Source organism: Anaeromicropila herbilytica, assembly GCF_016591975.1.
In the GTDB taxonomy this organism is placed as follows: domain Bacteria; phylum Bacillota; class Clostridia; order Lachnospirales; family Lachnospiraceae; genus Anaeromicropila; species Anaeromicropila herbilytica.
In genome coordinates this window covers 4,591,954-4,608,893 of sequence record NZ_AP024169.1, presented here as the reverse complement: position 1 = coordinate 4,608,893, position 16,940 = coordinate 4,591,954, and the positions used below count along the sequence as shown (strand labels likewise).

Annotated in this window: 15 protein-coding genes; 12 read left to right on the top strand and 3 right to left on the bottom strand. The window is 32.8% G+C overall.

The genetic code is table 11. The features are described 5' to 3' along the window. Positions 1-107 precede the first annotated feature (107 nt). Positions 108-1,049: a DUF1848 domain-containing protein gene (locus tag bsdtb5_RS19550; protein WP_271716148.1), complete on the bottom strand. Its 942-nt coding sequence runs from the start codon at positions 1,047-1,049 to the stop codon at positions 108-110. A 357-nt stretch (positions 1,050-1,406) separates the two neighbouring features. Here bsdtb5_RS19550 and bsdtb5_RS19545 point away from each other — a divergent pair, with 357 nt between their 5' ends. The 3 genes from bsdtb5_RS19545 (at position 1,407) to bsdtb5_RS19535 (ending at position 4,940) form a co-directional block, all read left to right on the top strand. After that, positions 1,407-3,125 (top strand): methyl-accepting chemotaxis protein, encoded by a 1,719-nt coding sequence (locus bsdtb5_RS19545; RefSeq protein WP_271713633.1) that lies wholly within the window; start codon positions 1,407-1,409, stop codon positions 3,123-3,125. A gap of 13 nt (positions 3,126-3,138) precedes the next feature. Continuing rightward, the gene (gene dctP, locus bsdtb5_RS19540; RefSeq protein ID WP_271713632.1) at positions 3,139-4,125 is read left to right on the top strand and encodes a TRAP transporter substrate-binding protein DctP; all 987 of its coding nucleotides are present in this window, start codon (positions 3,139-3,141) and stop codon (positions 4,123-4,125) included. Positions 4,126-4,415: 290 nt separating this feature from the next. Then, positions 4,416-4,940, top strand: a complete 525-nt coding sequence (locus bsdtb5_RS19535; RefSeq protein ID WP_271713631.1) for a VOC family protein — start codon at positions 4,416-4,418, stop codon at positions 4,938-4,940. A gap of 153 nt (positions 4,941-5,093) precedes the next feature. On the opposite strand, the gene bsdtb5_RS19530 is transcribed toward bsdtb5_RS19535, so the two are convergent. Beyond that, complete coding sequence (locus tag bsdtb5_RS19530) at positions 5,094-5,546, bottom strand: DUF3021 domain-containing protein (RefSeq protein ID WP_271713630.1); 453 nt, start codon at positions 5,544-5,546, stop codon at positions 5,094-5,096. 11 nt (positions 5,547-5,557) lie between these two features. After that, positions 5,558-5,998, bottom strand: a complete 441-nt coding sequence (locus bsdtb5_RS19525; RefSeq protein WP_271713629.1) for a LytTR family DNA-binding domain-containing protein — start codon at positions 5,996-5,998, stop codon at positions 5,558-5,560. A 397-nt stretch (positions 5,999-6,395) separates the two neighbouring features. Between bsdtb5_RS19525 and bsdtb5_RS19520 the strand changes: the two genes are divergently transcribed. From bsdtb5_RS19520 to bsdtb5_RS19480, 9 genes are all read left to right on the top strand, one after another. After that, positions 6,396-7,634: a hypothetical protein gene (locus bsdtb5_RS19520; RefSeq protein WP_271713628.1), complete on the top strand. Its 1,239-nt coding sequence runs from the start codon at positions 6,396-6,398 to the stop codon at positions 7,632-7,634. A 358-nt stretch (positions 7,635-7,992) separates the two neighbouring features. Continuing rightward, entirely contained in the window at positions 7,993-8,433 is a 441-nt protein-coding gene (locus bsdtb5_RS19515; protein ID WP_271713627.1) for a LytTR family DNA-binding domain-containing protein, read from the top strand. Positions 8,434-8,439: 6 nt separating this feature from the next. After that, the gene (locus bsdtb5_RS19510) at positions 8,440-8,904 is read left to right on the top strand and encodes a DMT family transporter (protein WP_271713626.1); all 465 of its coding nucleotides are present in this window, start codon (positions 8,440-8,442) and stop codon (positions 8,902-8,904) included. A gap of 166 nt (positions 8,905-9,070) precedes the next feature. Further along, positions 9,071-10,564 (top strand): S41 family peptidase, encoded by a 1,494-nt coding sequence (locus bsdtb5_RS19505; protein WP_271713625.1) that lies wholly within the window; start codon positions 9,071-9,073, stop codon positions 10,562-10,564. 409 nt (positions 10,565-10,973) lie between these two features. Then, positions 10,974-12,476: a GNAT family N-acetyltransferase gene (locus bsdtb5_RS19500; protein WP_271713624.1), complete on the top strand. Its 1,503-nt coding sequence runs from the start codon at positions 10,974-10,976 to the stop codon at positions 12,474-12,476. 130 nt (positions 12,477-12,606) lie between these two features. Continuing rightward, on the top strand, positions 12,607-12,867 hold the full coding sequence (locus tag bsdtb5_RS19495) for a hypothetical protein (protein ID WP_271713623.1): 261 nt from the start codon (positions 12,607-12,609) through the stop codon (positions 12,865-12,867). 173 nt (positions 12,868-13,040) lie between these two features. Further along, positions 13,041-14,597 (top strand): Ig-like domain-containing protein, encoded by a 1,557-nt coding sequence (locus tag bsdtb5_RS19490; RefSeq protein ID WP_271713622.1) that lies wholly within the window; start codon positions 13,041-13,043, stop codon positions 14,595-14,597. Positions 14,598-14,984: 387 nt separating this feature from the next. Continuing rightward, entirely contained in the window at positions 14,985-15,905 is a 921-nt protein-coding gene (locus tag bsdtb5_RS19485) for an ABC transporter permease (protein WP_271713621.1), read from the top strand. A 14-nt stretch (positions 15,906-15,919) separates the two neighbouring features. Continuing rightward, the gene (locus tag bsdtb5_RS19480; RefSeq protein ID WP_271713620.1) at positions 15,920-16,927 is read left to right on the top strand and encodes an ABC transporter permease; all 1,008 of its coding nucleotides are present in this window, start codon (positions 15,920-15,922) and stop codon (positions 16,925-16,927) included. Positions 16,928-16,940 lie beyond the last annotated feature (13 nt).

Below are 16,940 nucleotides of genomic sequence, written 5' to 3'. Positions count from 1 at the left end.
AGAAATTAAACGCTACAACCTAATATCCATCAAGGTTGTAGCGTTTTTGCAATTTGACTCTATATATTCTCACTTTATTTGCTCACACTTTATCTATTATGACTCTATCAATAATCAAAGATACTTATTTGAGATAACTTATGCGACTCTACCTTGCGTTCTGAAATTTTATCATCAGGCAATATGTTGCTACATAGTATTGGAGAAAGTGGGTCATAGCATAGAGCAGTTTTTGTTACTATATCAGAGCTATAATTAGCGTAGCAGTAGTTACATCCATTTTTACAAGTGTTGTACGCTCCAATATCAATGCTTTCATAACAACCACATTCTTGTCGTTGATTCTTGTCTTTTGTACCTGATATTCTACAGCCAATTATTTTTTCAATTAAGTTCTGATCAATACAATGCCCATGTGCAATGCCATACTTTTCAAGATCAATCTGTTCTGCGCAAGTTTCGATTGTAAGATTGTAAGAATCAGATATTTTTTTCAGCTCTTTAGCCAGAATTAACATATCATTATGTTGGATGGGATAGATGCCAAGCATTTTCATATTATTTGATATTTTAGTGTACATATCAATAAAACTAATTACAACTTTTTCAGTGTAACCATTCAATTCTTTCGCTATGGATTCAAAAGCTTTTATATGATATTCGGTGGTGTAGTTCTGATTGATAAGAATAGGATCATATCTCCAGATGACTCGCTCTTTACCAATGATATTTGATAAGTTTTTAAAGATAGGTATCATAACTTCTTTTTTATTTGGAATATTTTTTTCTATTTCATAACCATATCCAGTGAGGGTAAACTGAAAATAGTACTTATAATTTCGAAGCTCGTCAATAAGGTGAAGCATCGGTTGAGGGTTTTTAGTCCAAAATACGATACAATCGACTACATCAGGTGAAATATTAATTTTACTGACTTGGTGGATATTCATAGGGTTTCTAACATACACATGACCATCTGCAATCCTATGAAAGAACCAATCAGAATAGTAACATGGTATATCAGTTCGTCTACTTGCACTTAATATCATTTTTTGCTCCATTCTATTATTAGCTTCGTACTAGAATATACTTTCCAGAGATTTCTGCTATTAATCATTACATTAAGAAGTTGTTATGTAAAAATTGTAACATGAGTTCTACATATTTCAATACCATATATATTGAATTCAAGCGTTTTAAAGAGAGCTGATGCACTTGAATTAAAAATGCATATATATAGGAATCGGAGGAAGTACAACCACATTTGTAATAAAATTATATTAATTGACATCAGAAAATTAAACTAATCCCAAATACTTGAAAAAATAGCAATATATTACTATAATATACTTAATACAACAAAGTATGACAATAGAAGTAAATTACATTATAAGCGGAGGGATTCTATGCGAAAGCGATTAAGTATCAAGATTTTGGCATCATTTATTGTTGTCTTTATATCGTGCGTTAGTGGAATGTTCTTAATTAATCATTTTATGAATTCCATGGGAAAAGTTTCAACAACAATTAGCAACACATATTTTAGCAATGTCAAGGAGAACGATAATATCTCTGTTAATGTGGGTTATCTGAGAGCCTATCTGAGTGAGTATCTTTTGGCTTCAGATATAGACAAGCCAGTAACCCTTAGTAATATTACTACGTGTCAAGGAAATACACTTACTTCACTAGTTAATCTGAAAAAGAACGAAACAGATAGTAGAGCGCAGGAAGCAGTAAAGAATCTCGAGACCGCATATACACAATATACCGATAGTTACAATGCAGTTATTGACGATATTACCAATAACAAAGCAGCAGGTTATGATACTTTGGTAACTAATTGGAGAACTGCTGATAACAATCTAAAAGTAAGAATTAAAACTGTAGATATTATGAATACAGTTCTAATGTTGCGTGCGCAAAAACAATTAGATCAGAAGACTTCATCAGGACAAACGGTATTTGTAATAGATACTATTTTTACCATGCTGTGTATTATCAGTGGAGTATTAATTACACTTCTTTTAGTCATCCGACCAACCAAGAAGTCAACCGGAGAACTATCAATCATCATCCAGAATGTCGAGAATCAAAATGGCGATTTGTCTGCTAGGGTAACACAACGTACTCAGGATGAGATTGGAAGCCTAGTAAGTGGTATTAATAAATTTATCTCAGTGTTGCAGGGAATTATAGGACAGATACAGAATGCTTCCGATGGTATCCGTCGTAGCATTGAAGCAGTCTATCAGGAGATCGTCACAGCGAATCATAATATTGTGGATGTATCTGCAACGATGGAAGAGCTTACAAGCAGCATGACAGAAATTGATTCTGCAGCTCTTGTTCTCGATGAGAAATCAAGCGTTGTATCAAAACAGATGAACAGCATCGAAGAGAAGACTTTGCAGGGAACAACATTTGCAGAAGAGATTAAGCAAAGATCAGGCGAGTTCAAACAGGAAGGAATTGAAAGTAAGAACAATGTAGATATCATGGTAAAGGAAATTGGTGTGCGTCTAAGAGAATCCTTAGAAAAGGGAAAGAATGCGTCTAAGATCAATGAGTTGACAGACAATATCCTAGGAATTTCAAGCCAGACGAACCTATTGGCACTGAATGCGTCTATTGAAGCTGCAAGAGCAGGAGAAGCAGGAAAAGGATTTGCAGTGGTAGCAGATGAGATTCGAGCACTTGCAGAACTCAGTCGTCAGACAGCAAATGATATTCAGAATATCAGTCATGAAGTTCAGAACTCAGTTACTGATATGACGGATAATTCTAATGAGATGATACGATTTGTTCGAGATATCGTACTCCGTGATTATGAAAAATTAGTCAATACTGGAGAACAATATAACAAGGATGCTGAGAGTTTTGAACAGTTTATGAAAGAAATATTGAATGATACCACAACTTTAAAGGAAATTGTTCATGATATGTCTTCATTAACCAATAATATTTCTAGAAACATTACGGAGTCATCGAACGGAATTGCAATGGTTACTGAAAATGTATCGGATCTGTCCGAGGGAATATCACAGATTCAGGATCAGATCTCGCAGACGGAATCAGTAGCCAAGAAGTTAGATAACGAAGTGAATCGTTTTTCAAAAATATGAGAGGAGGCGCAGTATGTATAAAGAATTAACCGCTGTTTTACTTATGATGACAATGATGGTAGTCTTATGTTCCTGCCAATCAAAACCAGTGACAACACTTATTATGACCGATGTTCAGCAGAATGATCATCCAACCGCGCTTTCCTCTGACAAGTTTGCTTCTCTTGTGGAAGAGAAAACACATGGACAGGTAAAAATAGAGGTATACCATGGTTCTGCATTAGGTAGTGAGGCAGAACAATCTCAACAGATTGCAACTGGTGGAATAGATTTTGCCAGATTATCCACCTCTGTCTTAGCTAGTTATGATGATAGTTTAAAAGCATTCCAAGGTTTATTTGTATTCAGCAGTGATTCGCAGATGTGGAATGTACTAAATGGAGATGTGGGTAATCAGTTTCTTGCTTCTGATAAATTATTGAGTAATGGTATTGAGCCTTTGTGTTGGTTTAGTGGTGGAACTAGAAATTTCTATAATAGTGAGAAAGAAATCAAGTCACCATCTGACTTTAATGGATTAAAACTCAGAGTAAATACAGACTCCCTATTTTCATTCCTAACCAAGTGTGGTGCATCTGGTACAAATATTGCTTACAATGACGTTTACAATTCGATTCAAAATGGAGTTGTAAAAGGAGCAGAGAATAACTGGCCTTCCTATATATCTACAGAGCATTATAAAGTAGCTAAATATATCACATTAGATGGTCATATGAGTGTACCTGAGATGATTGTTGCTTCCAAATCTTCTATGGACAAACTGACAAAATCACAGCAAAAGATTATTGCGGAATGTGCAAAAGAAGCTTCTATATATCAGAAAAAGGCGATGATCAGTTATGAAACCAAAGCAATCAAGGAAGCCAAAAAGGCAGGTTGCACCGTAACGGAACTATCAAGCTCTGAAAAGGATGAGTTTAAACAAATAGGTGATCAAGTCAATCAAGAAGTATTTGCTGATTATCAAGATATCATTCAAGCAATTAAAGCAGTTAAGTAAATCTAGTTAGGGTATCAGTTAAAAATATATGATAAAATAATCATTCGGAAGGCTATATGTTCGAATGATTATTTTTTTAGAAACCTGTTGAAATAAATAGAAGCGAAGTGGATAATAAACAGAAGAAAGTTCAAAATATAAACGTTTTAGAAATTAAAGAGTGGCTTTTTTAATACTTATTTGTATGTTCATACTGGTAAAATAGATTGTAAAAATAAGTAGACTATGGAAAAGAGAAGATAAGTATATTCTCACCAGTGTAAATCAAAATAACGTTAGGAGAAAAATATATGAAGCTAAAGAACATTCTATTTGTAGTTAACGATATAGAAATATCAAAAACATTCTATAGAGATTTGTTTGGTCTAATGGTACTTGCAGACTTTGGGGAAAATGTTGTATTAACAGAAGGTCTAGTACTACAGGAAAGGAAACTGTGGGAAAAATTCATAGAAAGAAAAATTGTCATAGGTGGCAATGATGCAGAGCTCTATTTTGAAGAAAATGATATTGATGGCTTCCTTACAAAGCTGGAGAATAGCGATTTTCCTATAGAGTATCTGAACAAGTGTATTGAGCATGACTGGGGACAAAGAGTGATCCGTATCTATGATCCAGATAGGCATGTGATAGAGATAGGAGAGTCTTTGGAATATGTAGCTCGTAGATATTTGAAGACTGGGATGACAGTGGAGCAGGTGGCAAAGAAGACACAGTTACCACTTTCGCAGGTTGAACTAATTGGGAAAGCTTATAATAATACTAAGGATGATAAAAATGCTGATGACAAGATTGTGCAAGATATTGCGATATAGATACTTGCTAAGCATATAAAAGCATTTGAGGAACTGGATAAATGATTAGGTTAAAAAAAACCACGGAATGCGTTTGATGCATAAATCCGTGGTTTTTTGTCTATAATCGCTTCTAAGAAATAGGCTTACTAAAATGACAGTAGATCAGAAAGCCTAATTTATAGTTCGATGATTACTATTTCCATCATCCTTTTCCTGAATCTTTTTATTCATATCGTTGGCAAGTTTTCTGTAGTGAAACGCAAATCCTAGCCAAATAAGAAAAGCAATTAATAGTTCACAAACGATAAAAAATAGACAATTTTTCCATCCAAACTTGACTGGCATCCAACCGACTGCGAATGCGGTAATGATATAGACGGTGCAACCAATCCCCATGTGAAATAGCACTTTCAAACCGAACGGAATTTTTTCGTTATCATAGATCATAGATGGTGCTGAGAAACCAATTCCGACCATAATTGTACCGATTACCTGTTTGGTAAAATCATAGTTCTCCATACTAAAATTTCCATGATTCACATAATCAAATATAATTCCAATCATTAAAAATATAAAAGATGCAATACCAATTCCTTGTATTGAGTTTATTAATAATCTTTTCATGATATAACCTCCTATAGTCCTAGATATTTTTTGAATTCGGGTAGATATTTTCTAGATATGTAGTCCTTACATCCGTTTTTTAATAATACAAGCATAGTTCCATTGAAAGATGGCTCCACACTACTAATTTCTTTTCGATTGATTAGTGTAAATTTTGAAATGCGCATAAATTCGTTTCCAAGCAGATCTTCCATTTCATAGAGTCTCTTTCCTGAGATGTATCTTTCCTTTTGGCAATATACAAATAATTTTTCATTTTCCATTCGTAACATGTAGATTTCTTTGGGTTTTAGTACAACAATTCGCTCATTATCAGCAGCTGTAATAATTTTATTTGAAGAGCTAGAACTAAATAGATCAGCTATTTGTTGAATCTCATCGGTCATTTTATTTGAATAGATCACAGCATGAGTCTCTTCAATCTCATCGGATATATGAATCTCAACTTTCATAATAGTACCTTCCTTTCTGCTAGCAATTGTATCATACATCAGATTGATGATCTTGTCAGTATTTTCCTTATGAGTGGTATATAAAGAATGGTGAAATGCGAAAATATCATGGTCAAAACATATGTGGGTGTTTTGGTGATTTCGATATAATATAGGTTATAGTAGAATATATAGCGCCTCTTAACGAAAATAATTAACTACTGTATGAAATATTGTAATAAAGACGAGGTGTGATATAATGGAAAAAAGAAAAAGGTTAATTTTAACAAAAAATGATATGTATTTCAGTAATAATTAAATATGAAAAATATATAAATGAAAGCAATTTAAATAAAATCTATCTAAATAAAATCAGTCATATATACATAAATAGACTAAATATTAAGTGAGGTAAATTATGAAGAAACCACAGAAGTCGCTATTTAAGAGAAAAAAAATATACGTATCATTTACACTTACAATCATTCTAACATTGGCGCTCGGCTTAAATGGATGTACCACATCCAAACTTTTAGAACATAAATCAAATGCTAAAACTGTACAGCACAAACCTAATACCTATATTCCAAAAGGCTTATTAGATCAGCTTTCGAATGCGATTCTAACAAACAAGGGAAAAGAATACCTTAAAGATAAAGTCACAGGTAAGAAGTTATCAGACAAGGAGTTATCACGTTATACAACAGATAAGACTGTTGCAGAGTATAAGAAGCAGTTGGACGAAAGTGACGGTTATGTTGAAGGTTATGTAATGCAGGTGGATGCAGATAATGATGGTATACAAGATTTGTTTTTTCTAATACCGAGTGGTGGTACTGCGGGATATAACAGTAGAATCCTCTTAAAGGGTAAGAAAGACGGTTCTTATAAGATGACAAGCGATAAAATAGAGACTACCCAAGAACTTGAGTTTATCAAATATAAGAATAAAAATTATTTGATAGAAACGAGTTTTTCGTATGATTTTAAGCGTGACGATGGATATATTGTACTATGCTTTAAGGATGGACAGATCTATGAAAAAGCAAAGTTGACATTAAAAGCAGATGGGTATGATGTTACTACGAGTACATCCAAAGATAAATATAAAAAATTAGCGAGTGAGGCAACTAAAATCGCAAGAAACTATGATATTAATAATATAGATAATAATATTATAAAAGGAGATGCAGAAACAGCTTTAAAGGAAGAAGATTATCAAACTTATGAAAAAGATTTACATTGTCAAGAGTATCATTGGTTTCAAAGTGACATAGACAATGATGGAGTTGATGAAATATATACAAAGGGAATATTCTATACAAGTACAATAGGTACGTTAACAGGTTTACAAGATGCGCTTATCACGAATAATCTTTCGGAATCGGAACCGTATCCTGATTTAATAAGTTATTATAACATTGAAATTGGAGAAGTAACTCCTGAGATGTTTTGGATTTCTAAAGTAGACAAAGAGAATATATTCAATTTGATAACTTATCGTAATGTGACAGATTTTGCGGTCAGTGGATATTTAATCAAAGGAAAAAAGGTATCCAAAGTATATGAAGTGTATTTTAAAGGAAAACAAAAAGTAGCCAGAGAAATCTATACAAGAGGAAAGAATTACAAAGATGATGAGAAGGGTTTTGAGTAAGGAACGGATGCTATTTAATCAAAGAAGAAATTAATTCGGTATATATAATTGCATGATATTATAAGCAGGCGACAGTTTATCTGCAGAGATTAGCTGTTGCTTATTTATTATAAAATTATAGAATTTATATAAAAACCTAAGAGATATTACATATCAAATTCCGATGAGCAAGATATTGCTTGGAAAAAGAAAAGCTGCAAAATCAATAAAACCACAAACCAATGAAATCACAAAAACCAATAAAACTCGCAAAACCACTTAGTATCTTCATATATACCACATAGTCTAAGAGGTATTGCAAAGGAATAGAACATAGCCTATATTAATATTACCAATTGGAAATTGAAAGGAGACAGAAATGAAGGTGGGAGTCGCAACTAACGAATCATTGGATAAGGATGAGATCATTATACAATGCCATGAAGTGGATGATAAAATAAAGAAAATAAAAAACTATGCTCAAAATATAGACCTTGTATTAATGGCTAAGGAAGAGCAAGAGACAGTGCTACTGAGCCCAGAAGACATTTATTATGTAGAAAGTGTAGAGAAGAAGACATTTGTCTATCTAGAAAACAGAGTATTGGAAAGCAAATTAAGATTATATGAAATTGAAACAATGTTCCAAGGGCTTAGTTTTTTCAGAGCATCTAAGAATTGTATAGTCAATGTTACGTACATTAAGCGTATTAGTTTAATGATTAATCGGAATCTGATGCTTACCCTTAATAATCAAGAAAAATTAGTATTATCCAGAAGAAATGTAAAAGAGTTTAACAAGTTTATTGGAATGGAGTGATTGGATATGGAAAAGTTTAAAGATAAAATGATGGAATTAATTGAAATGGTGGTGTATGCCTTTGTATTATTTGGGGTTGCCATGTTTATAGCTTATTTGATATGCGTATTCTCAAAGGAAAGAGATTCTATTCCTATGCCAGCGATTACACAAACGTTGATCTATATTGGTGGGCTATTAGGAGTTGCAATTCTGTTTATAAGTAATGTTGTGTTTGAAAAAATGTCCGAACAGGTTCGAGTGATTCTATTTGTAATTTCGATCTATATCTTAGGACTGATCTATTTTCAATCTTCTGCACCACACGGTCCGCTGGATGGGATTCGATATTTTCTAGGATTCTCTGTATGGATTCTATGGATGACAGGAATGGTTGGAGCAATATGGTTTGTTTATAAAGAGTCTGTATCGAATAAGTATAATAGAAGACTTGAGGAATATAAAAAGAGTAGAATTAGTGAGATTGAGTAGAAGGATGTTACAGTTCAGCCACATGGCTGAACTGTTTGCATATATAAGAATAATAAAAGTTGACTAATAAAAATACTATGTAATAATATGGTAACTAGTGGAAAACGCAAATTGTTATAAAGTAAATGAATCATGAAGCAATCATGAAGCATATAGGGAGGTATCTATGAGATTTATAAAAAAGATAGGAGAAGTGCTATTCTTACTCCTTCCAATTGCCTTAATAGCAATTGATCTCTTGGTAATATCAATACCATCTTGGATAGTTGTAACATTACTTCTAATTGATATCATTCTGGTGGCAAGACAGATTATCAGTAAGAAGAAAAAGACTAGATATAATGTAATACTAGGTGTGGCAGAAGGTGCAATTGTTCTGATCACACTATTTGGAATATATTGCAACCCATATTATAATAGCATTTCATTTCATAATGATAGTTATATTAGTGAAAAGGCAGACCGAACTTATACATATCGTCAGGCAAAGCAGGATATTGATACAATCTATCGATATCTAAAAAAGGATCACCCTATTTATATCAAAGGAAAACCAGAGGAAGAAACAAGAAAAGATATCGAGAGAGCATATCAACAAGTGTTGAAGGAACTAAAAAGCACAGACCATATTACTACAATTACAGTATGGACGGAATTAGAGAAGTTACTTGCTTCCTTGCATGATGCACATACTACTGCTTATTGGTGTTCTGAAGATAAGCATTATTTAAAATACTACAAGGAACATGAAGATGTAGGAGATAAGCTTGTTAAGGTTAATGGAGTAGCATTAGAGGATTTATTTGCATCGCATAAGAACTATTTCAGTTATGAGTTAGAAAGCCTAGCAATGGATAAGTTAAATTCCTGCGTAATCAGTTTAGAAGGTTTAGAATTTTTAGGGATTGATGTAAGTCAAGGCACGACTTATACTTATGAAAATCAAGGGGTAGAAAAGGATTATTCTTATACATTAGACGATTATGTTACTTATGATGAATATCAGAAGTATAATTCGGAAGACGATAAGAAAGCAAAGCCTGATCAATCCTTTGTACGCTACAAATTAGATAAAGAAGCATCCTTAGGTATATTGACGATTGACACTTGTACAATTAATAAAGTATATCGTCATACATTAAATAAATTCTTTGCAAAAGTAAAACAAAATAATATCAAGCATGTAGCAGTTGATTTAAGAGAAAATGGAGGAGGAAACTCTTTAGTAATAAATGAGTTCCTTCGTTATCTGAATATTGATAAATATTATGGTGGATCTAGTAAATGGAGATTGGGATTCTTATATATACCCGACTCCAACAAAGGTATAGTAAACCATAAGAAGGATAATCTTATGTACCAAGGAGATGTATATATTCTCACCTCTGTTAATACATTTAGCTCTGCTATGATGTATGCTGAATGGATTCAAGATAACCATCTTGGAAAGATTGTTGGTGAGATACCAGGTGAGAATCCAAATGGGTATGGAGATGTTTCAATATTTAAGACTCCGAATGCGAAGATTTACGCTCAGATATCTACAAAAGAGTTCTTCAGAGCGGACTCAAATAATAAAGATAATTGTATTACTCCAGATTATGTTTGTGATTCAGAGAAGGCATTGGATAAGATCTATGAAATAATAGAAGGTAAGTGATTATATTAGAACTAGCTAATTATTTTAGTATGAACTTCTTGGAAGTAGAAGATTAGAATTAAAGCCTGGCAGAGATGTCAGGCTTTGTTTGTACTAAAAGAGTAGGATATAGACAGGTTAGAAAATGGTTTATTGTTTGAAAGCATCAGGCAAACAATATAGTTTGTATCTTATGATGACGGTATAAGCAGCTACCAGAAGAAATACACCTATAGAATTAAGCTATTTAATATGTTATGATAAAAACATGGAAAAATATACAAAATATTTCCGTGTATACGAATTGTTAATCAAATAAAAACAGAAAGGAGACATAAATATGGATAGAATGATTTTAAATAAAACCAATAAAGTGGATGGAGGAAGCACTCTAAAGTAACCTCCGATTAAAATTACTGGAGGACTAGTTATGAACTATTTACCAATTAAGACACTCTACATAGAGTTAACACATTCCTGCAATCAGCACTGTAACCATTGCTATTTAGATGGTGGTCTACATCATGATATTACAGAAATGACGACGGATCAAATAAAAGAAATAATTAAAGAATTCAAAGATCAGGGCGGAAGATATCTAATTATTACCGGTGGAGAACCGATAATGAGGAATGATATATTTGAGATTCTTTATTATATAGAAGAATTAGAGATTCCATTTTCCTTTGCCTCAAATAGTCTTGGAATGAACGAAAGCAGATTGCGGAAGTTATCATCTTATAAGAATCTTGATACCTATTTCACCAGTTTATTAGGCGTTAATGCTACAGAGCATCAAGCAATTGCTGGCAAGGATAGCTTTGACAAGGTGATGCATGCAATCGAATATATGGATAGGAAAGGGATTACAACCTATGTACAGATTACTCTTGCCAAAGATTATCAGAAGGAGATAGAGAACATTGCGAATCTACTTCTACCTTTTCAACATTGTATGATGAAGTTTACGCCGATTGGCACCTTGGGAATCAAATCAGACAAGGAGAAAAGTGAGAATGAAAAGCTCCTTGTTCCAAGAGATTCATTTGCAGAATTTCATAAAAGAATTACGCTACTGCAAGAGCAATATCCCAATCGTATTGACAACCCTAATATACAAAATTATCAACAAATAAAAGAAATAATAGCTGATTATGAGAATGAGGAACTATATACTTTGAATTATGGATTTTTAGCTATTAGACCAAATGGTGACATGAGTTTCTCCTGTGATATGGGGAATCCATATGTATTTGGAAAAGCTTATGAAAGTATACAGATTCCAATAGATCAGAAGTTAAAAGATTATATTGAAGTATTACGAAAAGCTGAAAAGAATACCCTAGAAGATGCGAAGAAAGGTATTCTTGAGATTGATGTATCAGTAGACCAATACATTATAAATGATGTATATCTACATATACCAAAGTATGAGGAATTAGATTATCGTAAAAATCTTATGCTTCAACCAGATACAATGGAATATAATAAAGGCTGCAATATCAACCATGAGGGGTATGACAGTGTTACAGGATGTATTCAATTTCTAGATGAAGATATGTCGAACTGGTATCAGACCTGGATAAATCAAACCTCCCATCCTTCTAACTACTACTATGCATATATTGTTAGAAAATATGATGAAGTATTTCTTGGCGAGGTCAATCTACATAAGAATCAGAAAAAAGATTGGTATGAGATGGGTGTTGTGATAGAAGCAAAATATAGAGGATTAGGATATTCCAAAGAAGCTTTAAGGCAATTGCTAGAAGTTGCGTTTGAAAAGCTTAATGCAAGAGCAGTTCATAATTGTTTCGAGGAAACAAGAGTTGCAGCGTTAAGATTGCATGAAGCAGTTGGATTTAAAAGGGTTACGCAAGAGAATGGAATGGTTGATTTACTAATAACAAGAGAACAATTCTTTTTGTCTTAAAATTAAACACGATTTTTTTACACTTAATTATAGAGAGTGAAGGAAAACAATAAGATGAGTAAAATGTATTTTCAAACTTGTAAAACAATCCTGAATCATTTATAATAACAACAGCAAGGATTGGTACAATATGGAATATAAGAATGGAGATGAATATATAATGGGAGTTGTTTTTATTATCTGTGTAACTATCGTAGCTATTGTAGGTATTTCAGAAGGTGGCGAAAGAAGAAACAAATACAGATTAAGAAAGCTAGAAGAAGACAGTAAGACAGCAAAGCTGGCATTAGTCTATCAAATATTAAGTTCAAGACCTGAACTTACATTAGAAGATGTACAAAAATATATTGAAAGTACAGATGACAAGCGAAGAGATATTGAGCGTAGATAATATAAATAAGATAGTATATAGAGCAAATAAGTAAAATCCCAAAAGGAAATGTAATCATCGTTCCTCCTTTTGGGTTTTTCTATGCATTATTCATTATATAATAGTCCGATTGCTTGAAAAAGCTAATGAAACAAGATTAAATAATCTAATTAACAAATGAGGAGAGAAATGGAATGAATTATTACAAAGTAAGATGGAAAAAAATCAAAATAGTTTTTAGTTTTTTATGCATGGTGTTGATAATAGGGGGATTTAGTAATAGGATAGCCCATGCAGAAACAACAACAGTTATGAGTGAAGTTGGTTCATTTGAAGACCCTGACTTAGAACCTAATTATGATGAGTCGGGAGAAGTAATAGAGGATGAAAAACAAATGAAATCATTTGATTTTTCACTCGAACATGAGTCTAAGTTAAATATTAATTTTAAAGAAAGGGATTATGATGATGATACGGATGAATTTACAGGAACATATGGAGAAGATTTTGATGTTATCATTTATGATGAGAATAATCTAGAAGTCTTAAGCAGATTACATATTAATTCATCAGAAACAGAAGATCTATTAATAAAAACAAGCTTAAGTAAGGGAAAATATAGGTTATGCTTAGTTAATAATGATATAATGGGATTGGATTACGATTTTACCATTAAAGCCATTCGAATTGGAAGTGAAGGGGATCCAATATATACTTTGAAAAATAAAAGTATGACATTGAGTTTAGGAGATACTACTGATCTAACGGTTGTTACAGAGCCATCAACAATATCAGGCTATTCTGTAATATGGGAATCTAGCGATGACAGTGTAGTATCTGTATCTTCTAATGGGGTAGTTAAGGGGAATCAAAAAGGAACAGCAACAATAACAGCAACAATAGGTAAAACAAAATTAAGTTGTAAAGTTACGGTGAAAAATCCAAGTATAAATAAGTCAAAAGTAACATTATATTTAGGAAGTTCTACAACTTTGTTATTATCACATGCATCTGGTACCACAAAATGGTCATCAAGTAGTCCTTCAGTCGCAACCATATCCCCGAGGGGAAAGGTGATTGCGAAGAAAAAAGGTACAACAACAATTACAGTCATATCTAATGGAATCAAGTTAAGTTGTAAAGTTACAGTAAAAAATCCTACGATTAGTAAAACAAAAGTATCTATAACGAATGGATATTCAGCTACGTTAAAAATTGCACATGCTACAGGAGATGTAAGATGGGCATCAAGTAATAAATCCATAGCAACTGTTTCACCAAAGGGCAAGGTGACTGCTAAGAAGATTGGGACCACAACTATAACTGCTACTGTTAAGGGTCGAAAGTTACAATGTAAGGTAGTGGTAAAAAGAGCTGCACCAGATTTTTTGATTGATTTATATGAATATCGTATTAGAACAAATACTTTCTATATCACAGTGCATAATTATGGTAAGAAAACATTAAGAATATATTCCAGTGGGGCATACTCTTTGGACTATGATTATAAAACATATGACCGTTACTTGAAATTATCAGGAAATCGCAATTATATTGATTTGAAACCAGGAAAGTCGAAAAGTGTTAATTTTGCTGTGATTGGTAGCACAACGTGGTTTGATAGAAGAACTGAAGTATATTTTATATTTTCTTATGATGGAAAATACTATAGAGCATGTGGATGTTACACAGATGACGGGTATTACTACAATGGAAAGAAGTGGGTAGAATCCTATAAATCAATAGATTAATAAACAAAAAGGATAACTTTAATTGGTTATCCTTTTTTAGTGTATAAAATACAAAGAGTATTTACAAAAAATTAATAAGAGATTTCTAGAGATTTATTTATAAACTATATAATAAAGATACATTGTATGTTTTACAATCAATAGAAAGTACGTATAATTTCATATTCCTAATATTACATATTTCTCTGTTACAATCTACAAAATTCAGTTCTACCTCCCCCGTTAAACATTATGAAAAATCACAAAAAATGTCGAATCCTAAAATTGGAATGACCCAAACCATTGACACTAACTATTTATCAAGTTATGATAAGTTAGAATAAAAAAGTATCAATAAATACTTAAAAACAGGTAAATTTATGCAAAATGAGAAGGTAGGTTGAATTCATGGCAAAATACATTGCGAAACGTATTATGGCAGCTCTCTTTACAATATTTGTAGCAGCAACGATTACGTTTTTTTTAATGAAGTTGGTTCCAGGTAGCCCATTTACATCTGAGAAAACCAATGAAATAGCACAAGCTGCATTAAATGAGAAGTATGGTCTTGATAAACCGATATATGTTCAATATGGAAAATATATTGGTCAATTGTTAAATGGTGACCTTGGGGTAAGTTTAAAGATTCAAAAAAATGTTCCAGTTACAAAGATTATTGAGGATTCCTTCCCAATCTCAGCACAGATTGGTGGATTATCAATTCTTTTTGCGATTGCATTCGGTATTCCTCTAGGATGTATCGCAGCATTAAAACGTGGAAAGTGGCAAGATGGAGTAATCCGTGTATTCTCAACAGCAGGAATTGCAATTCCTGGATTTGTTATTGCTACAACATCAATGTTAATTTTTTCAATTAATCTTGGTTGGTTTCCGACGTACGGGTTAGATGAACCTAGTAGTTACATTCTTCCTGTATTCACATTAGGTTTTTATCCAATGTGCTATATTGCAAGATTATTACGTTCCAGTATGCTTGAAGCAATGGGACAAGATTATATCAGAACGGCGAAAGCTAAAGGTATGAGTGTATTTGTAATAACATTTAAGCATGCAATGAGAAACTCATTGATTCCTGTTATTACATATATAGGACCGTTAGTTGCTTATACATTAACTGGTGCATTCGTTGTAGAGAAAGTATTCAATATTCCTGGTCTTGGTAGATACTTTATCAAGTCAATTGAGAACAGAGATTACAACATGATTATGGGTACTACAGTGTTCCTTGCAACACTAATTATCCTAATGAACTTATTGTGTGACATTCTTTATAAGATTGTTGACCCTAGAATCAAATTAACCAAATAGAGAGGAGCAAGATCATGATAATAAACAATAAAAAGTTATTTAGTACACAAATTGAAGTTACAGCAGATGATTTTGCACCTGCTTCAAATATAGAAAGAGAAAAATTGACAAGCATTGGAGAGCAGACAAGTTACTGGAGAGATGCTTGGAGAAGATTAAAGATGAATAAGATTGCTATGGTATCTTTAGTAGTAATTATATTAGTTCTTTTATTCGCGATTGTTGGACCATTTTTAAGTCCGTATACGTATGATCAACAGATAAGAGGAGATGAGAATCTAACTCCTTCTCTAAAACACCTATTTGGTACCGATAATTTAGGACGTGATCTATTAGTTCGTACCATGATTGGTGCAAGAATCTCCATATTTATTGGTATTGGTGCATCTTTACTTGTATTAGTAATTGGTTCAATCTACGGAGCTGTCTCAGGACTTATTGGTGGAAAAGTAGATTCCTTTATGATGAGAATCGTAGAGATTATTTATTCTTTACCTGATATGTTAATCATTATTCTTCTACGTATTGTATTAGATGATCCACTTACAAAAGCTTTCGATTCTGGCAATATGCTTGGTGGCCTACAAGTGTTAGGACCTGGTATTATTGCGATGTTTATCGTATATGCATTATTATATTGGGTTGGTATGGCAAGAATTGTACGTGGGCAAGTGTTACAGTTAAAAGAAATGGAATACGTGAATGCAGCACGTGCACTTGGTTCGAACAATAAGAGATTAATTATGAAACATTTACTTCCTAACTGTATCGGACAATTAGTAGTTACTACAATGCTACAGATTCCATCAGTAATCTTTACAGAAGCGTACCTTAGTTTCTTGGGAATTGGTGTAAGTAAACCATTAGCAAGTTTAGGATCTTTAGCGAGTGATGCAATTAACGGAATCTCTTCCTATCCATACCGTCTCGTATTTCCAGCAGCAACAATTAGTATTATTATTCTAGCATTTAACCTATTTGGTGATGGTCTTCGTGATGCACTTGATCCAAGACTAAAATAAAAGGAGGACATGA